Source organism: Leisingera daeponensis DSM 23529, assembly GCF_000473145.1.
GTDB lineage: Bacteria > Pseudomonadota > Alphaproteobacteria > Rhodobacterales > Rhodobacteraceae > Leisingera > Leisingera daeponensis.
Window position 1 is genome coordinate 2,079,252 of sequence record NZ_KI421500.1, and the last position, 16,238, is coordinate 2,095,489.

16 protein-coding genes are annotated in these 16,238 nt (G+C 66.9%); 5 read left to right on the forward strand and 11 right to left on the reverse strand.

The annotated features are described in order from the left end of the window. Positions 1–52: 52 nt before the first annotated feature. The 4 genes from DAEP_RS0110550 to DAEP_RS0110565 all read right to left on the reverse strand — a co-directional run bounded on the left by DAEP_RS0110550 (position 53) and on the right by DAEP_RS0110565 (position 4,251). Positions 53–2,185 (reverse strand): molybdenum cofactor synthesis domain-containing protein, encoded by a 2,133-nt coding sequence (locus tag DAEP_RS0110550; protein WP_027244621.1) that lies wholly within the window; start codon positions 2,183–2,185, stop codon positions 53–55. After that, the gene (mobB, locus tag DAEP_RS0110555; RefSeq protein WP_027244622.1) at positions 2,182–2,673 is read right to left on the reverse strand and encodes a molybdopterin-guanine dinucleotide biosynthesis protein B; all 492 of its coding nucleotides are present in this window, start codon (positions 2,671–2,673) and stop codon (positions 2,182–2,184) included. Before mobB ends, DAEP_RS0110550 begins: the two co-directional genes overlap by 4 nt. Then, complete coding sequence (gene mobA / locus DAEP_RS0110560; protein ID WP_027244623.1) at positions 2,670–3,314, reverse strand: molybdenum cofactor guanylyltransferase MobA; 645 nt, start codon at positions 3,312–3,314, stop codon at positions 2,670–2,672. The genes mobB and mobA overlap by 4 nt, the downstream gene beginning before the upstream one ends. 61 nt (positions 3,315–3,375) lie before the next feature. Next, the gene (locus DAEP_RS0110565; RefSeq protein ID WP_245595134.1) at positions 3,376–4,251 is read right to left on the reverse strand and encodes a formate dehydrogenase accessory sulfurtransferase FdhD; all 876 of its coding nucleotides are present in this window, start codon (positions 4,249–4,251) and stop codon (positions 3,376–3,378) included. A 64-nt stretch (positions 4,252–4,315) separates the two neighbouring features. Between DAEP_RS0110565 and DAEP_RS0110570 the strand changes: the two genes are divergently transcribed. Continuing rightward, positions 4,316–5,044: an AzlC family ABC transporter permease gene (locus DAEP_RS0110570; RefSeq protein WP_027244625.1), complete on the forward strand. Its 729-nt coding sequence runs from the start codon at positions 4,316–4,318 to the stop codon at positions 5,042–5,044. After that, a complete protein-coding gene (locus tag DAEP_RS0110575; RefSeq protein ID WP_027244626.1) occupies positions 5,041–5,370 on the forward strand; it encodes an AzlD domain-containing protein in 330 nt (109 codons plus the stop codon). The genes DAEP_RS0110570 and DAEP_RS0110575 overlap by 4 nt, the downstream gene beginning before the upstream one ends. A gap of 22 nt (positions 5,371–5,392) precedes the next feature. Here the strand turns inward: DAEP_RS0110575 and DAEP_RS0110580 are convergent, their stop codons facing one another. The 5 genes from DAEP_RS0110580 to DAEP_RS0110600 all read right to left on the reverse strand — a co-directional run bounded on the left by DAEP_RS0110580 (position 5,393) and on the right by DAEP_RS0110600 (position 9,611). After that, a complete protein-coding gene (locus DAEP_RS0110580) occupies positions 5,393–6,013 on the reverse strand; it encodes a hypothetical protein (protein ID WP_008555306.1) in 621 nt (206 codons plus the stop codon). A gap of 23 nt (positions 6,014–6,036) precedes the next feature. Next, positions 6,037–6,171: an aa3-type cytochrome c oxidase subunit IV gene (locus DAEP_RS0110585; protein ID WP_008557812.1), complete on the reverse strand. Its 135-nt coding sequence runs from the start codon at positions 6,169–6,171 to the stop codon at positions 6,037–6,039. A gap of 184 nt (positions 6,172–6,355) precedes the next feature. After that, on the reverse strand, positions 6,356–6,808 hold the full coding sequence (locus DAEP_RS0110590) for a DUF6173 family protein (protein ID WP_008556861.1): 453 nt from the start codon (positions 6,806–6,808) through the stop codon (positions 6,356–6,358). Positions 6,809–6,856: 48 nt separating this feature from the next. Beyond that, complete coding sequence (locus tag DAEP_RS0110595; protein WP_027244627.1) at positions 6,857–7,903, reverse strand: MBL fold metallo-hydrolase; 1,047 nt, start codon at positions 7,901–7,903, stop codon at positions 6,857–6,859. Positions 7,904–7,907: 4 nt separating this feature from the next. Further along, the gene (locus DAEP_RS0110600; protein ID WP_008555854.1) at positions 7,908–9,611 is read right to left on the reverse strand and encodes an acyl-CoA dehydrogenase family protein; all 1,704 of its coding nucleotides are present in this window, start codon (positions 9,609–9,611) and stop codon (positions 7,908–7,910) included. 141 nt (positions 9,612–9,752) lie between these two features. Here DAEP_RS0110600 and DAEP_RS0110605 point away from each other — a divergent pair, with 141 nt between their 5' ends. Further along, positions 9,753–10,703: an L-threonylcarbamoyladenylate synthase gene (locus DAEP_RS0110605; RefSeq protein WP_027244628.1), complete on the forward strand. Its 951-nt coding sequence runs from the start codon at positions 9,753–9,755 to the stop codon at positions 10,701–10,703. Between the two features lie 150 nt (positions 10,704–10,853). Here the strand turns inward: DAEP_RS0110605 and DAEP_RS0110610 are convergent, their stop codons facing one another. Next, positions 10,854–11,411 (reverse strand): YqgE/AlgH family protein, encoded by a 558-nt coding sequence (locus tag DAEP_RS0110610; RefSeq protein WP_008553769.1) that lies wholly within the window; start codon positions 11,409–11,411, stop codon positions 10,854–10,856. 178 nt (positions 11,412–11,589) lie between these two features. Between DAEP_RS0110610 and DAEP_RS0110615 the strand changes: the two genes are divergently transcribed. Beyond that, entirely contained in the window at positions 11,590–12,411 is an 822-nt protein-coding gene (locus DAEP_RS0110615) for a protein-disulfide reductase DsbD domain-containing protein (RefSeq protein WP_036760605.1), read from the forward strand. After that, positions 12,408–12,869 carry an NUDIX hydrolase gene (locus tag DAEP_RS0110620; protein ID WP_027244630.1) on the forward strand — a complete coding sequence of 154 codons (462 nt, stop codon included), beginning with the start codon at positions 12,408–12,410 and terminating at the stop codon, positions 12,867–12,869. The genes DAEP_RS0110615 and DAEP_RS0110620 overlap by 4 nt, the downstream gene beginning before the upstream one ends. Here the strand turns inward: DAEP_RS0110620 and DAEP_RS0110625 are convergent. After that, the gene (locus DAEP_RS0110625; RefSeq protein ID WP_027244631.1) at positions 12,839–16,234 is read right to left on the reverse strand and encodes an efflux RND transporter permease subunit; all 3,396 of its coding nucleotides are present in this window, start codon (positions 16,232–16,234) and stop codon (positions 12,839–12,841) included. The genes DAEP_RS0110620 and DAEP_RS0110625 overlap by 31 nt on opposite strands. Between the last annotated feature and the right edge of the window lie 4 nt (positions 16,235–16,238).

Sequence of the window (16,238 nt, forward strand, 5' to 3'; positions counted from 1 at the left end):
AACGGCGGGCAAGCATCCATGATGCGCCGGGCCGCGGGCGGGAGTGCTCCGTTTACATCGAAAAGCTGCCGTAGGGGAGGAAGCGGACCGGATCGCCGGGCTTGATCTCCGCGGCGCCGTCGCCGAGTTCCACCAGCCCTTCCGCCCAGCTGAGGCCGCTGATGCGGCCGGAGCCTTCGGATTTGAACACCTCGGCCCGCCCGTCCCGCACCCGTGCCCGCAGATATTCGCGGCGGCCCGGTTTCTTGCGCTTCTCAAAAGCTGCCGGGACCTCGAAGCCCTGCGGCTCCTGCCAGCCGGCACCTGCCATCAGCCCCATGGCAGGCCGGGCAAAGATCAGCGTGCAGACCAGCGCCGCCACCGGGTTGCCCGGCAGCCCGAACACCGGCGTGCCCTGCCACATGCCCAGCGCCAGCGGGCGCCCGGGCTTCAGCGCGATGCGCCACTCCTGCATCGCGCCAGCCTCGCGCAACAGCGCCGACATATGGTCCTCATCCCCCGCCGAAGCGCCGCCGGAGGTCAGAATCACATCGGTTTGCGCCGCGGCGCCGTCCAGATGCGCCCGCAGCGCCTCGCGGTCGTCTGCGGCCTTGCCCAGATCCACCGGCACGAAACCCAGCTGGCGGATCAGCGCCAGCAGCATCGGGCGGTTGGCGTCGAAAATCTGGCCCTTGCCTGCGGGCTCCCCCGCCTCGACCAGCTCATCGCCGGTGGAGAGCACGCCCACCCGCAGCGGCAGCCGCACCGTGAGCCGCGCCAGACCAGTGGCGGAGGCCAGGGCAAGATCGGCCGGTGTGATCACGCGGCCTGCGGGCAGGATGCGTTCGCCCGCGCAGACGTCCTCGCCCGCCCTGCGGGTGTTCGCCCCCTGTTTCAGCGGGCCGTTGAAGGCGATCCGGGTGCCGTCGGTGTTGACGTCTTCCTCCAGGATCACCGTGTCCACGCCATCGGGCAGCGCGGCGCCGGTCAGGACGCGGATGGCGCTGCCTTCGGGGACCGTGCCGTCAAACGGCACGCCAGCCGCCGCCCGGCCCTGCACCAGCGGCAGCACATGCGGCCCCTCTGCCCTGCCGCCGGCAAAGCCGTAGCCGTCCACCGCCGTATTCGGCAGCGGCGGGTTGGCGCGTTCGGCCACCGCATCCTCTGCCAGCACCCGGCCAAGCGCGTCTGCCAGCGGCACGGTTTTTGCGCCGGTGACCGGCCCCAGCCTGTCCCTGAGCAGGGCCAGCGCGTCATCCACAGGGGTCCAGTCGACGCCCGCAGGCAAGGCAAAACAGTCGTTGCTGAGCGGCGGCGGCGCCAGCCCGCCCGGCTTATCCCAGGCCAGAGCGTTCAAGCGGTCATCATGTCCCGTGCCCAAAATCCAAGCCTCCTCTTGCGCTTCCTCAGGCACTGCGGCCAGCATTTCACTTAGTTCTTCCGCCGGCACACGGCTGAGCGCTTGCGACAACAGCCGCATCTGCACCCGGTCGCGGATTTCCTCCGGGCCGGAAGCAGCCAGGGCAGCCTTCACGGCGGGTTCGATCAAACCTGGCCAAATTTCCGCGAACACAATTTGCGCGGCCGCAATGTTTTCGAAAGGCCAGACAGCCGCCTTGTGCCGGAGACGCAGCCGCTGCAGGACCGGCAGCCCCATCAGCACCTGGCTGCCAACCGTCGGATTGAAAAACAGCTGAAAACAGGAGGAGGCCGCCTTGGCCGCCAGATCTGCGCGGCGCCGCTCCGGCACGTCATTGTAGGCGATGCCGGCCTTGCGGTAGGGAATATCCGGCCAGCGCGCCTGGTCCGGTTTACCCCAGAACGGGCCAACGCCGGCGAACTGACGGTTCATCTCGGAAGCAACGTCAAACCGGTTGTTGCTGCCGTCCTCAGCGTCTTCGATGCGCTCTTCCAGCCAGTGCCAGAGGGCAAAAGGGTCATCCGACCCGGTGATCCGGCGCGCGAAGCCGCGCGGGTAGCCGAAGGGAAAGTCAAAGGCTGCAAGCACCCGACGCCGCGCGGCCTGCTCTTGTTCCAGGAAGCGGCTGATCGAAGCCTCCGCCTCCTGCCGGCTGCGGCAATAAATTTGCTGCTCCGCAGTGCCGCCGCGCGCCACGCCGAGCCAGATCGCGTCCCTGCTTTCCCGCGGCGGTTTACGCTTGGCGGCAGACCAATCGACGGCGAGCACGGTGTCGAAACCGCTCACAGATCCAATTCCGCCTGAATGAAATCCGCTACCGCGGCGGTGCCGTCCAGATCGAAGACAGGGCGGTCCAGAGCCAGCGGAGTGTCGCTGGCGACGGCGCGGATACTGGGGTCTTGCGGGGCGATCAGATCGGTGCCAGCAGCCTGCCGGAAGGCCTCGATCTTGGGGTGCGGTTCGCGTTTGTAGCCCTCCACCAGCACCAGGTCGACCGGGAGGAGACGGGCCAGCAGCGCCGCCAGCGGCGGCTCCGGTGCGCCGCGCAGCTCCTGCATAATGGCCACGCGCCCGGCGGAGGCCAGAACCACCTCCGACGCGCCGGCCTGGCGGTGGCGGTGGCTGTCGGTGCCGGGCTGGTCCACGTCGGTTGCGTGATGGGCGTGCTTGATGGTGGAGACGGTGAAGCCGCGGGCGCAGAATTCCGCCACGAGCCGCTCCATCAGCCCGGTCTTGCCGTTGTTCTTCCAGCCGGTGACGCCATAGATCTTCATGTCAGCAGCGCCTCGGCGCGGGCCAGATCATCCGGTGTGTTGATGTTGAAGAACGGGTCGAAAGGGTCGGCCTCAAACAGCGCTTCGCGGCCGCCGTGCTGGTCGGTCCAGAGGACGACCTTGCGCAAACCGTCATTCAGCGCCGCGCGCAGGTCATCGCGCAGGGCGACGGGCCAGAGGCCAAAGGCCGGGTGCCGGTTCACTTTGCTGCGCCCGCCGGATTTCAGCGCCTCATCACCAGTGCGCGGGGTGGTGGCGAGGACCAGAGGTTGCTCCATGCCCTGTGCAGCGGCGGTCAGACGGGCGACCAGATCCTGCGGGAAGAAGGGCGTGTCGGCGGCGGCGGTGACGATGGTTTCAACGCCCTGCTCTGCCGCCCAGTCAAGACCGGCCAAGACACCCGCCAGAGGACCGGCAAAGCCCTCGATCGAGTCGGCGATGACCGGCAGGCCCAGGTCGGCGAACCGCTCCGGGTCGCCATTGGCGTTCAACGCGAGGCCCGCGACCTGAGGGCCGAGCCGGTCGGCCACGCGGGACAGCAGGCTTTGGCCGCCGACCTGCAGCCGCCCCTTGTCGCCGCCGCCCATCCGGGTGGCGAGACCGCCTGCGAGGATTACGCCCAAAGGCTTCTGTTCTGTCATGCCTTCTCCTCCTGCGGCGGAAAACACGCGTTTTCCGGGCCGGATTTCACGCGAAATGCGGTTACCTGTCCGCACTCTTCCGCCGGTGCTTCTTCTCTTCCACCGGCGCGTCCTTGGGGTCCATGTCGCGTACCAGACGCTCCTCGCCCGACAGGCAAATGAACCGCTGGCCGCGCATCCGGCCGATCAGGGTGAGTCCCACCTCACGCGCGATCTCGACGCCCCAGGCGGTGAAGCCGGAACGGGACGCTAGCACCGGGATGCCCATCATCGCGGTCTTGATCACCATCTCCGAGGTCAGGCGCCCGGTGGTGTAGAGGATTTTGTCCGCGGCCTCTGCCTGCTCCGACAGCATCCAGCCCGCAATCTTGTCCACCGCGTTGTGGCGGCCCACATCCTCCATATAGACCAGCGGGCGGTCCTGCTGGCAGAGCACGGTGCCATGGATGGCGCCGGCCTCCAGATACAGCGACGGCGTGCGGTTGATCTTATGGGCCAGCGCATAGAGCCAGGAGGTGCGGACCTCTGCCTGCGGCAGGCGCACGTCCTCCAGCCCCTCCATCATATCGCCGAAGACGGTGCCGACCGCGCAGCCGGAGGTGCGGGTCTTCTTCTTCAGCTTTTCCTCGTGGCTGGTTTCGACCGCGGTGCGCACCACAACGGTTTCCAGGTCCTCGTCATAATCGACGCGGGTCACCTCGTCCCCGTCGCGCAGCATCCGCTGGTTGCGCAGGAAGCCGAGCGCCAGGTATTCCGGGTAGTCGCCGATGGTCATCGCGGTGACGATTTCCTGCGAATTCAGGAAGATGGTCAGCGGGCGCTCCTCGACCACGGCGATCTCGCTTGTCTCGCCGTTCTGGTCGACGCCAGTGACGGCGCGGGTGAGCCGCGGATCTGCGACGCCGGGGGCGATCAGATATTCTGACGTGATATCCATGCTCACCAATTGCATTCCTTCTGCGTCCGCCTTAGGGCGGTTCAACGCAATCTAGGACGCGCAGATGGCAATCACCACCACCAAATCGGCCTTCTGGAAGGGGTTTCGCGACAGCGCGCCCTTCATTTTCATGGCCTCGCCCTTCGGCTTTCTGTTCGGGGTGCTGGCAGCAGAGGCCGGGCTGATCGTGCCGGAGGCCTTTGCCTTCTCGCTGGCGGTCTTTGCAGGCGCCGCCCAGTTCACCGCGCTGCAGCTGATGCAGGAGAACGCGCCGCTGATCATCATCCTGATCTCGGCGCTGGCGGTGAACCTGCGGATGGCGATGTATTCGGCCTCGCTGACGCCCTACCTTGGCGATGCGCCGATGTGGCAGCGGGCGCTGGCGGCCTATTTCGTGGTGGACCAGTCCTATGCGCTGTCGATCGTGCAGTTCGAGACCGAGCCGGAGATGCCGCTGGCGCAGCGGGTGGCCTATTTCTTTGGCACCAATGGCATCGTGGCGCCGGCCTGGGTGATTGGCACGGCGCTTGGCGCGCTGGTCGGCACCCGGATTCCCGAAAGCTGGGGCGTGGATTTCGTGCTGCCGCTGGCGTTTCTGGCGATGATCGGGCCGATGCTGCGCACGCCGGCCCATATCGCCGCCTGTTTCGTGGCGGTGGCCGCATCGCTGCCGGCGGCTGCCCTGCCCTATAACCTGGGGCTGATCGTGGCGGGGATTGCCGGCATGGTGGCGGGCGCCCAGGCGGAACTGTGGCTGGAACGGCAGAAGGTAAAATCGGAGGCCGCGAAATGAGCAGTATTCCCGCACCGCTGCTGTGGACCGTGATCATCGGGCTGGCGCTTGGCAGCTACGCCCTGCGGTTCGCCTTCATCGGCTTCATGGGCGGGCGCGCGATCCCGGAATGGCTGATGCGGCATCTGCGCTATACCGCGGTGGCGATCATTCCGGCGCTGGTGGCGCCGCTGGTGGTCTGGCCTGCCCCCGCCGGAGGTGAGCTCAGCCTGATGCATTTTGCCGCCGCGGCTGCGACGTTCGCTGCGGGTTATCTAACCAGAAACGTGCTGGTTGGCCTGGGCACCGGCGGGCTGTCGCTGCTGCTGCTGTATCTTGCCGCCTAGCGCTGCGCGCCGGGCAGCACGATCACTCTGAAGCGGCGCTGAGCGCGGCGTCGCTTTTGGCTAGGCCCGCCTGCAAATCACCGCTGTCGTTTTCGTAATAGCGCTCTGTCACCACCCCCGGCAGCTGGCCGAACTGCTCTGCCAGTTTTTCCGGATAGAAAGTGCGGTCCAGGCTTTCGAATCCCGGAACCTGCTGCAGAATGCCAATCGTCGCCTGCGCGCAGAAAGCCCCCGGAACCCGGCCGTTGCTCAGGGCAAGCCGGTAGGCTTTCTCCGCCTGCTCCGGTGTGACCTCGATGCGCTGGATGACGACGTGATAGGTGCTGCGGGCGTGGGCCCCGCGGTAGGCCTTCTCGACAGCGGGCGTGATGCCATGGATGACATCGTCCCGTTCCGGCACCACGGAGGCATAGAAAGACCCTGCAGGATCGAAAATCACCCGCTCAGAGGCGTTGATCATCAGCGACGTGTGGCCGCCCCGCCCGGTGCGGTTGTTGATCATCGTGTAGAGGGTGAGCGCGGGCGGTCCGGGGTGGCGGTAAGCCACCCGGGCCAGGGTTTCAGCATCCGCGTTGGGCTGCTGCGGCGCAGCGCAACCCGCGAGCGCGGCCAGGACCGCGCCAAGGCAGAGCAGATTGCGCATTACAGCAATCCCCGTTCAATAAATCAGGACGCGAAGACCGCCAGGAAAATGGCAAAGATGACCAGCGCGATGCTGAAGCGGGTCACGAAGGTCAGGAAACCGGAATAGGTCTTTTCCTGAACGGTGGTATCCATGGTGCCGTGCTGATGTTCAGCCATGTGAGTTTTCCCTCAATTCACGTGCATTTTTCCGGTGATTACTGGATTTGCGCCGCTCTGTCACCACGTCAATCGGGCGCATCTGACAGAAATGAGACGCGAATCCCAATGCCGCAGCGGCAATCCGGGCCGCTGCTGCGCTGTGTCCGGTTCCGGCGCCGAATCGGCCCCCCGGGCGCGGACCCTAGTCCTGCTGCAGGTCGGAGGCGAGGCGGAAGCCGATCCGGGTGGCGGGTTCTTCCTGGCGCGCCTTGGGCACCGCGCGCAGCATCACATTGAGCTGGCTGACATGCTGCACCAGCTGGGTCCGGGAGCCGCTGCCCTCGCTGCCGTAGAAGGTGATGATGTCGGGATCGAAATAGCCCATGCCCTCGATCCGCAGCACCCCGGCATTGCCGCCGGCAAAGCCCATCGCGACCTCGTGTTCGGCATCCAGCTGTTTCTCGAAGTTCTGGATATAGAGGATCAGGCGCTCGTAGGCCCAGCGGGCGGGGCTTTTGGCGGCATCTGGCTTTTGCAGCTTTTCCGGCACTTCGGTCAGCCCGGCGCAGGCATCGGGGTCGGAGTGGACTTCATGCACGCAGGGCAGCACCGCCGCTTCCGCTGCCTCGGCGCTGGTTGAAATCTCGTCGTTCATGGTTCCCCCTTGTCCGGGGTGCGTCACCCCTTGCTTGTCCGGGGTGCCTCACCCCTGGCGCTGGTAGAGCCAGGCTCCGTCTTCGCGCTCCCAGCGCGTCACCTGACCGGTATGGTACAGATGGTTTACATGGGCCACCGCCTCGACCAGCGCAAGGCCGTACTCGCCTTCGCCGATTGTGCGCTTGAACAGGGGGGCAAAGCAATCGGCGGCCGTGCGCGGCTCCGACAGGTGGTCCATCAGCCGGTCCAGAGCACCGTGGTGGTTGCCGATCAGCTGCTGCATCCGGAGCGGCAGGCGGGTGAACGGCAGCTTATGGCCGCCCAGGGCCAGGTGGTCGGGGCGCGCCAGTTTCGACAGCCGCTCGCAGGCTTCCAGCCATTCGCCCAGCGGGTCCGCCATCGGTTCGGTGGCGTAGACGCCGATATTGGGGCTTATGGTCGACAGGATCTGGTCGCCGGTGATCACCAGATTGTCATCGCGGCTCCAGAAGGTAGCGTGCTCCGGCGCGTGGCCGTTGCCGATATGCACATCCCAGTCGCGCCCGCCCATGCGGATCACGTCGTCCTGCTTGATCCGGGTGAAGCCTAGCGGCATCGGGTGCACGGTATCGGCAAAGTTGAAGGGCCGGTCATTCACCCGCTTTTCATAGAACTCCGGCGCCATGCCCGCGCTGCGGTAATAGGCGAGGGTTTCTTCCGGCCAGACTTCCTGCACGTCCAGCGTCAGCATCCGGGCAAACAGCCAGGCGGTGCGGGTGGTGATCAGCTCAGCCCCATGCGCGCTTTGGAACCAGCCGACCAGCCCGATGTGATCGGGGTGGTGGTGGGTACCAACAACCCGCCGCACCGGCTTGCCCTGCAAGGGGCCGGCCATCAGGCTGTCCCAGATCGCACGGCTTTTGCGGGTGTTGAAGCCGGTGTCGATCACCGTCCAGCCGTCGCCGTCATCCAGCGCGTAGATGTTGACGTGGTCCAGCTTCATCGGCAGCGGCTGGCGCATCCACAGGACGCCTTCGGCCACCTCGATCGCTTCGCCCTGCGCAGGCGGCTCCTGCCACGGAGTGCGGGGCGAAACGTCGGGGATGTCGGTCACGGCGTCAGCCTGCCAGTTCGTCGAGGCTGAGGGCAAAGGTGCCCGCGGCCCCCGCCTGAGCGTGCGCCAGAAGCGAGGCATGTTCGGGCAGCATCCGGGTGATGTAGAAGCGGGCCAGCTTCTCGCGCGGGCCGCCCTGGTCCGCCATCGCCGCAGCCAAGTGGTAGTGGCCGCCCAGCACCCGGGCAAAGGCCCGCAGGTACGGCACGGAGCCGGCAAAGCGGTCCTGCAGGTCCTCTTGCGCCACCAGCCACTCGGTGGCCTCGCGCAGGGATTCGCAGGCCTGCCAGACGGATTCGGCCATGTTCGGGTGGGTGGCGCGGGCGCGCTCGGCCTGTTCCTCGATCTCGTCGATGAGGGCAAAGGCGGTCTCGCCGCCGTCCATCATCTTGCGCGCCACCAGGTCCATCGACTGGATCCCGTTGGTGCCCTCGTAGATCGCCGTCACCCGCACGTCACGGTAATACTGCGCGGCACCGGTCTCTTCGATGAAACCCATGCCGCCATGCACCTGCACCCCGGTCTCTGACACCCGGATGCCAGTGTCGGTGCCAAAGGCCTTGGCAATCGGGGTCAGGAACGCGGCGCGGGCGGCCCAGTCCTTCTCGCCGGTTGCGGTCTGCATGTCGATCGCTTGGGCACAGGCCAGCAGGATCGCGCGGGAGGCAAACAGGTCCGCCTTCATCTCCATCAGCATCCGCCGCACGTCGGCGTGGTCTGCGATGACGCCGCTGGCGCTTTTGCCCTGCTTGCGTTCCAGCGCATAGGCCAGCGCGTGCTGATAGGCGCCCTCACCGGCACCCACACCCTGGCCGCCGACGCCGAGGCGCGCGTTGTTCATCATGGTGAACATCGCAGCCATGCCGCCATGCTCCTTCCCGACCAGCCAGCCGGTGGCGCCGTCATATTGCATCACGCAGGTGGGGGAGCCGTGCAGGCCCATCTTGTGCTCCAGGCTGACGACCTTCAGGTCGTTGGCCTTGCCCGGGTTGCCATCGGCGTCCGGCAGGAACTTCGGCACCAGGAACAGCGATATCCCCTTGGTGCCCGGTGCCCCGTCCGGCAGCCGCGCCAGCACCAGGTGGCAGATGTTTTCGCAGAAGTCGTTGTCGCCCCAGGAGATATAGATCTTCTGGCCGGTGACCGCATAGGTGCCATCGCCGTTCGGCTCTGCCTTGGAGCTGAGCGCGCCCACGTCGGAGCCCGCCTGCGGCTCGGTCAGGTTCATGGTGCCGGACCATTCGCCGGAGATCAGCTTGGGCAGGTACAGATCCTTGATCGCGTCCGAGGCGTGATGCTCCAGCGCCTCGATCTGGCCCTGGCTCATCAAAGGGGCCAGCTGCAGCGACAGGCAGGCACCTGCCATCATCTCGTTCACCGCGGTGGCGACCGTCAGCGGCAGCCCCATGCCGCCGTGTTCTTCCGGCGCGCTCATGCCGATCCAGCCGCCTTCGGAGATGGCTTTGAACCCGTCAGCAAACCCCGGGGAGGTCCGCAGCACGCCGTTCTCCAGGTAAGCGGGCGTCAGGTCGCCGTTGCGCTGCAGCGGGGCCAGCACCTCGTCGCACATCTTGCCGGCCTCGTTCAGGATGGCGCTCACGACATCCGAAGGGGCCTCGGCAAAGCGGGCGGTAGCGGCGATTTCGTTATATCCGGTCACATTGTTCAGCAGAAACTCGTACTCGGAAACGGGGGCACGGAAGGTCATGGGCGTCCTTTAGCGGTGTTTCGGGGGCGTCCTGGCGCGGGCAGTCTTGGCTTCCCGGCACGGGCCTATTATGGTCAGTGGCTTGACCGATTACCTAATCGCACGCCTGTTTCAATCAACCAAAACGCCGCGTCACCCGGAATGCCCCAGCACAGCACCGAAATCCTTGCCGCCACGGAAGCGGGCATCGCCCGTGCCGCCCAGCTTTTGCGCGAGGGCAAGCTGGTCTCCTTCCCGACCGAAACGGTCTATGGGCTTGGCGCCGATGCCCGCCAGGGCAAAGCGGTGGCTGCGATCTATGAGGCCAAGGGGCGGCCCTCCTTCAACCCGCTGATCGCGCATGTGCATTCGGCGGAGGCTGCGCAGCGCTATGTGGAGTGGAACGGCACCGCGGAGACGCTGGCGCATGCGTTCTGGCCCGGCCCGCTGACCCTGGTGCTGCCCCTGCGCGGCGGCCACGGCATCTCGCCGCTGGTGACGGCCGGGCTGGACACTTTGGGCGTGCGGGTGCCTGCCCACCCCGCGGCCCAGGCGCTGCTCAGGGCGCTGGACGGCCCGGTGGCGGCGCCCTCTGCCAATCCTTCCGGCAAGATCAGCCCGACCACTGCGGCGCATGTGAAGGCCGGGCTGGACGGGCGCATCGCCGCCATTCTGGACGACGGTGCCTGCGGGGTCGGGCTGGAGTCGACGATCATCGGCCTGGCGGGGCCAGAGCCGGTGCTGCTGCGCCCCGGCGGGTTGGCGGCGGAGGAGATCGAGGCGGTTCTAGGCCGCAAGCTGGCGGTGCGCGATGCGCATGACCCGCTGACCGCGCCCGGCCAGCTGCTGTCGCACTACGCGCCGGGTGCGCCGGTACGACTCAATGCCGCAGCCCCGGTGAAGGGAGAACTCTATCTCGGCTTCGGCCCCGGCGCGTGCGACCTGAACCTGTCCGAGCGCGGCGATCTGGCCGAGGCGGCGGCCAATCTGTTCGGCCACCTGCACCAGCTGGACGCGCTCGGCAAGCCGATCGCCGTGGCACCAATCCCGGAGCATGGGCTGGGCGAGGCCATCAACGACCGCCTCCGCCGCGCCGCCGCGCCGCGGGATTGAACGGCGGGTTTGCAGCACCACGCGGAGTTCCCGCCTCATTTATCCTTATCAGAGAGGCCCCCAACCTTTTTCCGGTCATCTTTGATTATTGAACCAAAGGGCGGGAGCACTTCCCCCTGCCCCGCAGCGAAACGCCCCTGCGGCAGCGGGTCAGGCGTGGCCCGCGCTGGCCGACAGGGTCAAGGGATCGACGCCAAGCGTCTTCAGCGCTGCTTCCCATTTGCTGTCATCGGCCTGGCCGAAGACCAGCTCGGGACTCGCTTCGGCCGTCAGCCAGCCGTTCATCGCAATTTCCGACTCCAGCTGCCCCGGCCCCCAGCCGGCATAGCCCAGCAGCACCAGCAGGTCCTTTGGCCCGTGTCCGTTGGCAATATCCTCCAGGATATCCAGCGTCGCAGTCATCGAAAAACCGCCCGGCACCTTCAGCGAACTCACATCCGATTCGTAATCCGGCGTGTGCAGCACAAAGCCGCGCTGGGTTTCCACCGGACCGCCGAAGCGCACTGGCAAAGCTGCCGCGGCGCTGCCTTCGCCGCCCATGTCCAGCTGCTCCAGCAGGTCGCCCAGCGCCACGCCGTCGGCGGGCTTGTTGACAATAAGCCCCATCGCCCCTTCCTCGCCGTGCGAGCACAGGAAGACCACCGCGTGCTCGAACCTCGGGTCGCCAATTCCAGGCATTGCAATCAAGAGCTTGCCAGTCAGATCCATGAATTTCCGTCTTTCTGCTGCCTCCCCCCACCATGACGCGCAGCCGCCCGGCACGCAAGGGGCGCAAAAGCGCCGGGCGGTGAAGCCTCCGGCAAATTTGCCGCAAACACAGGGCGATGGGCAGCCAATGACCGGATCGTGACTTGGCAAACCGCGCCGCCGGGCGCATGTATTTGGCATGAGAACGACACTGACCAAAGCTGCTGCCTGCGCGGCGTCCATGCTGGCCCTTGCAACCGGTTCCCCGGCCCTGTCCGGCACCCTGGAGGGAGACATCGCAGAGATAGAAGTGCTGGACGGCGGCATGACACCGCGCGGCACCTACATGGGCGCGCTGCGGGTCAAGCTGCAACCCGGCTGGAAGACTTATTGGCGTGCGCCCGGCGATGCCGGTATCCCGCCCAGCTTTTCCTGGCGCGGCGCGCGCAACGTCGGCGCGCTGTCGATCACCTGGCCTGCTCCCGAAGTCTTCCTGACCTCCGGCTACCGCACCATCGGCTATCACGATCAGCTGGTGCTGCCTGTGGAGATCACGCCCGAGACCCCGGGCAAGCCGGTGCGCCTCAAAGGGCGGATGCAGCTGGGGGTGTGCAAGGATGTCTGCGTGCCTGCCGAGCTGAGCTTTGATCACCAGCTGGACAGCGGCGCAGGCCGCAACCCCGCGATTGCCGCGGCGCTTGCCAGCCGTCCCTGGTCGGCCAAGGAAGCCGGCGTGCGCCATGCCGCCTGCAGCCTGCGCCCCTCAGAATACGGCATGAAGGTCACCGCCCGAATCTCGATGCCCCCGGCCGGCGGCGAGGAGATCGCGGTGATCGAGCCCGGCAATCCCAAGCTTTACGCCGGCGAAACCACCACCCGGCGCGAGGGCGGGCTGCTGGTGGCGGAAACCGAGTTTCTGCCTGCCGACAGCAGTGCCTACGCCATTGACCGCTCGAAACTCCGGATCACCGTGCTGGGGCAGAACCACTCTGTCGACATTCAGGGCTGCAGCGCCGGATGAGCTCGGCTGACAGCCCGCAGCGCCCGGTGCTTGGCACCATTGCCGTGGTCTGCCGTCACTTCGATGGCCAGGACCACGTGATCCTGGTGCAGCGCGGCAAGGAGCCGAACGCGGGCTGGTGGGGGTTTCCCGGCGGCCATGTGGAGATGGGCGAGACCGCCCTGCAGGCCGCCGCGCGCGAACTGATGGAGGAAACCGGCGTCTCCGCCCGGCCGCTGGAATACCTGACCAATGTGGATGTTATTGTCCGCGCTGAGGCGGGCGCGGTGCAGCGCCAGTACCTGCTGACCGTTGTCCTGTGCGCGCACACCAGCGGTGAGCCGCTGCCGGATGACGACGCCGAACAGGCGGAATGGATCCCCATCGCGGAGATCGAAAGCCGCGGCCTGCAGCTGCTGGATCAGGTGGGTGAGGTCGCGCGGCTGGCTCAGGCCCGCTGGCGGGCGCTGAGCCGGTAGGCCGCGCCGCCTGCCAAATACGCCAGCAGCGCCAGCACCAGCGCCCCGGCCACACAGGCCAACAGCCCGGCGCGCACCGGCTCCATTGCCGCCAGCGCGGGCAGCGCCCGCAGCAGCGGATGCAATGCGCCGGTGGCCATCGCCCAGCCCAGCGTCAGCACCAGCCAGGCCAGCTGCGCCAGCGCGGTGCCCAGCACCAGCCAGCGAAGACGCCCGGCCCCGCGCCGCAGGGCCCGGCGCAGCGCTGTCATCGGCCGCGACAGATCACGCTGCATTGCCACCAGGGCAGGCACCACCAGCAGCACCAGGAACATGCCAAAGCCCAGGCCATAGACCAGAGTGATCACCGTCGGCTTCAGGAACTGCGCCTGCTGCGCGCGTTCGAACAACAGCGGCGCCAGCCCCAGCACCGTCGTCATCGTCGTCAGCATCACAGGCCGCAGCCGGTCCGCCGCCGCGTCGATGATCGACGGGATCAGCCCGCGGTCTTCGGCGTACTGGTCGATCGTGGTCACCAGCACGATGGAATCGTTGATGATGATCCCGGTCATTCCCAGCAGACCCACCACCGTGAACATGCTGAGAGGCACCTCCCACATGTAGTGGCCCCAGATGGTCCCAACGAGGCCAAAGGGTATGATCGCCATTACCACCAGCGGCCGGGTCCAGCTTGCAAAGATCCAGGCCAGCACCAGGTAGATCCCGGTCAGGCAGAGGATCAGGCCGGTGCCCGCCTCCTGCAAGAAAGTCTGCTCCTGCTCCGCCAGCCCCGAGAGGCGCCATTCGACCTGCCGCTCGCTGGCGATTTTGGGCAGGATCTCCTCCTGCAGCGCCTGCATCACCGCTTCGGCGCGGGCCGGATCGTCCTCCGAGATATCACCTGTCACGCTGATCACCCGGATCCCGTTCTCGCGGCGCACGGTGGAAAACCCGGTGCGCTGCGTGACCGAGACGATATCGGCCAGCGGCACGTAGATTCCGCTGGGCGCCCGCATCAGGGTGCGTTCAAGGAAATCGGCGGTCAGTTCGTTCTGCGGCAGCTCCACCCGGATCGCTGCGCTGCGCGGCCCGTCGGGATAGGTGGCCGCCTCAATCCCATTCAGCCGCGCCCGGAGCGCCCGGCCCAGGCTGCCGATGGTGAAATTCAAGGCCTGGCCGTGCGGGGTGAGGTCCAGGAACACCTCCTCCTTGTCGTAGGCCAGATTGTCCTCCACTGCGGACACCTCGGGGAAGCGCAGCAGAGCAGTCTTCAGGTCCTCTGAGGCGGCCTTGAGCGTCTGCACGCTGGCGCCCGCGAACTGCACGTCCAGCGCGTCGCCGCCGGGGCCGGACCGCCAGCTGCGGAAGGAGACCGTCTCGACCATAGGGTGGCGGGCCACCTTCTCCTGCAACTCCGCCACAAAGGCAAAGCTGGAATAGGGCCGCAGGTCGGCGTCGATCAGTTCGATCGAGATGCCGCCCAGCAGGTCTGCATCCTTGCCTTCAACCCCCGACAGGCCGCGGCCCGCATTGCCGCCGGTCTCGGCCATCACGAAATCCAGCGGGTTGCGGCCGTAGCGTTCGGCGTATTCGGCGCCCAGCGCCTCTGTCGCGCGCTGCATCTCCCGCATCATCGCAAGGGTATCGGCGCGGGTGGCGCCCTCAACCATGGCGAAATTGCCGGTGACGGAGCCGCGCTCAGGCGCGTTGAAAAAACGCCATTGCACATCGCCATTGATGAACAGCGCCGCCTGGCTGGCCAGGATCGCCAATGCCCCCGCCAGCACCGCATAGCGCGCGGTGACGATCAGCCCCATCAGCGGCCGGAACGCATGGTCGCGCAGCCAGCGGAACCCCCTGTTCACCATCCGGTTCGGCCAGTCGTACCAGTGCCGCGCCTGCGCATGGGTCAGCGCATGGGCCAGGTGGTTGGGCAGGATCAGGAAGCATTCGACCAGCGAGGCCGCCAGCACCGCGATCACGGTGAAGGGGATGTCACGGATCAGCTCGCCGAACCGCCCGCCCACCAGCGTCAGCCCGAAGAAAGCAATGATCGTGGTCAGGGTCGCCGCAAAGACCGGCATCGCCATGCGCCGGGCGGCATTTTCAGCTGCCTGCACCGGGTTTTCGCCCAGCCGCCGCACCCGGAAATCGGCGTGCTCCCCCACCACGATGGCATCATCCACCACGATGCCCAGGGTGATGATCAGGCCGAACAGGCTGATCATGTTAAGGGTGATCCCGGCCGCATACATCAGCGCCACCGCGGCAAACATCGAGGCCGGTATGCCCACCGCCACCCAGAAGGCAATGCGGGTGTTGAGGAACAGGAACAGCAGGCACAGCACCAGCGCAAGCCCCATCAGCCCGTTGTCGACCAGCAGGTTCAGCCGGTCGGTGATATGTTCGGCGCGGGTGCGGATCAGCTGCGCTGTCACCCCTTGCGGCAGGCTGGCCTGCATTTCCGCGACCACGTCCTGCACCTGTCCTTGCAAGCGGATCGCATTGCCCTGGTCAGAGCGGTCGACCCGGATCGACATCGCCGGATTGCCGCCGACAAAATAGGAGCGGTTGCGGTCCACCCCCTCGACCCGCACCGCGGCCACATCATCAATGGTCAGGACGGAGCCGTCGGGATTGGTGCGCAGGACGATGGCTTTCAGCTCATCCGGCTGGCGTTTCTCGCTGCCGGTGCGCACCCGGGCATTGGCGCCGCTCACATCGCCTGCGGGATCCGCGTCGACCTCGGCGGCAATGGCGTCGGCGATCTCGCGCATGGTGATGTCATGGGTGATCAGCTGGGCAGTCGGCACCTCGACGATGGTTTCCGGCGCGGCCACCCCGCGAATGGTGGTGCGGGTCACGCCGGCCTCGAACAGGCGCACCACCAGCTCATCCGCAAAGAGGCCAAGCTGACCAGGTGCCACCGGGCCGCTGATCACCACATCTGTGACCCTGTCGCGCCAGGCGCCGCGCCGCACCTCCGGCTCCTCTGCCTCTTCCGGCAGCGAGGTGATGCCGTCCACGGCGCTTTGCACGTCATCGGCCGCCTGCCCCATGTCCGAGCCCGGCTCGAACTCCAGCGTCAGCGTTGCCAGCCCTTCGCGCGAAATGGAGGACGTTTTTTCCACCCCGTCGACCGCAAGCAGCACCGGCTCCAGCACCTGCACGATGGCGTTGTCCACGTCCTCCGGCCCGGCGCCCTCCCACTCAACGGAGACAGTCACCTGCTCGACGATCACATCCGGAAAGAACTGCGCCCGCATATTGGGCATCGCCGCCGCCCCCAGCACCAGCATGATCACCAGAAGAAGGTTTGCGGCCGTGCGGTGGCGGGCGAAGTAACTGAACAGCCCGCGGGCCGGACGGGGGAGCTTGCGGACCACGGCC

Excerpts from the sequence above, each read along its gene's own strand:
- DAEP_RS0110570 (WP_027244625.1), top strand. The coding sequence starts at position 4,316 with ATGGCAATCACCACCACCAAATCGGCCTTCTGGAAGGGGTTTCGCGAC.
- DAEP_RS0110590 (WP_008556861.1), bottom strand. The coding sequence starts at position 6,808 with ATGAACGACGAGATTTCAACCAGCGCCGAGGCAGCGGAAGCGGCGGTG.
- DAEP_RS0110575 (WP_027244626.1), top strand. The coding sequence starts at position 5,041 with ATGAGCAGTATTCCCGCACCGCTGCTGTGGACCGTGATCATCGGGCTG.
- DAEP_RS0110600 (WP_008555854.1), bottom strand. The coding sequence starts at position 9,611 with ATGACCTTCCGTGCCCCCGTTTCCGAGTACGAGTTTCTGCTGAACAAT.
- DAEP_RS0110585 (WP_008557812.1), bottom strand. The coding sequence starts at position 6,171 with ATGGCTGAACATCAGCACGGCACCATGGATACCACCGTTCAGGAAAAG.
- DAEP_RS0110620 (WP_027244630.1), top strand. The coding sequence starts at position 12,408 with ATGAGCTCGGCTGACAGCCCGCAGCGCCCGGTGCTTGGCACCATTGCC.
- mobB (WP_027244622.1), bottom strand. The coding sequence starts at position 2,673 with ATGAAGATCTATGGCGTCACCGGCTGGAAGAACAACGGCAAGACCGGG.
- DAEP_RS0110605 (WP_027244628.1), top strand. The coding sequence starts at position 9,753 with ATGCCCCAGCACAGCACCGAAATCCTTGCCGCCACGGAAGCGGGCATC.
- DAEP_RS0110610 (WP_008553769.1), bottom strand. The coding sequence starts at position 11,411 with ATGGATCTGACTGGCAAGCTCTTGATTGCAATGCCTGGAATTGGCGAC.
- DAEP_RS0110615 (WP_036760605.1), top strand. The coding sequence starts at position 11,590 with ATGAGAACGACACTGACCAAAGCTGCTGCCTGCGCGGCGTCCATGCTG.
- DAEP_RS0110580 (WP_008555306.1), bottom strand. The coding sequence starts at position 6,013 with ATGCGCAATCTGCTCTGCCTTGGCGCGGTCCTGGCCGCGCTCGCGGGT.
- DAEP_RS0110565 (WP_245595134.1), bottom strand. The coding sequence starts at position 4,251 with ATGGATATCACGTCAGAATATCTGATCGCCCCCGGCGTCGCAGATCCG.
- mobA (WP_027244623.1), bottom strand. The coding sequence starts at position 3,314 with ATGACAGAACAGAAGCCTTTGGGCGTAATCCTCGCAGGCGGTCTCGCC.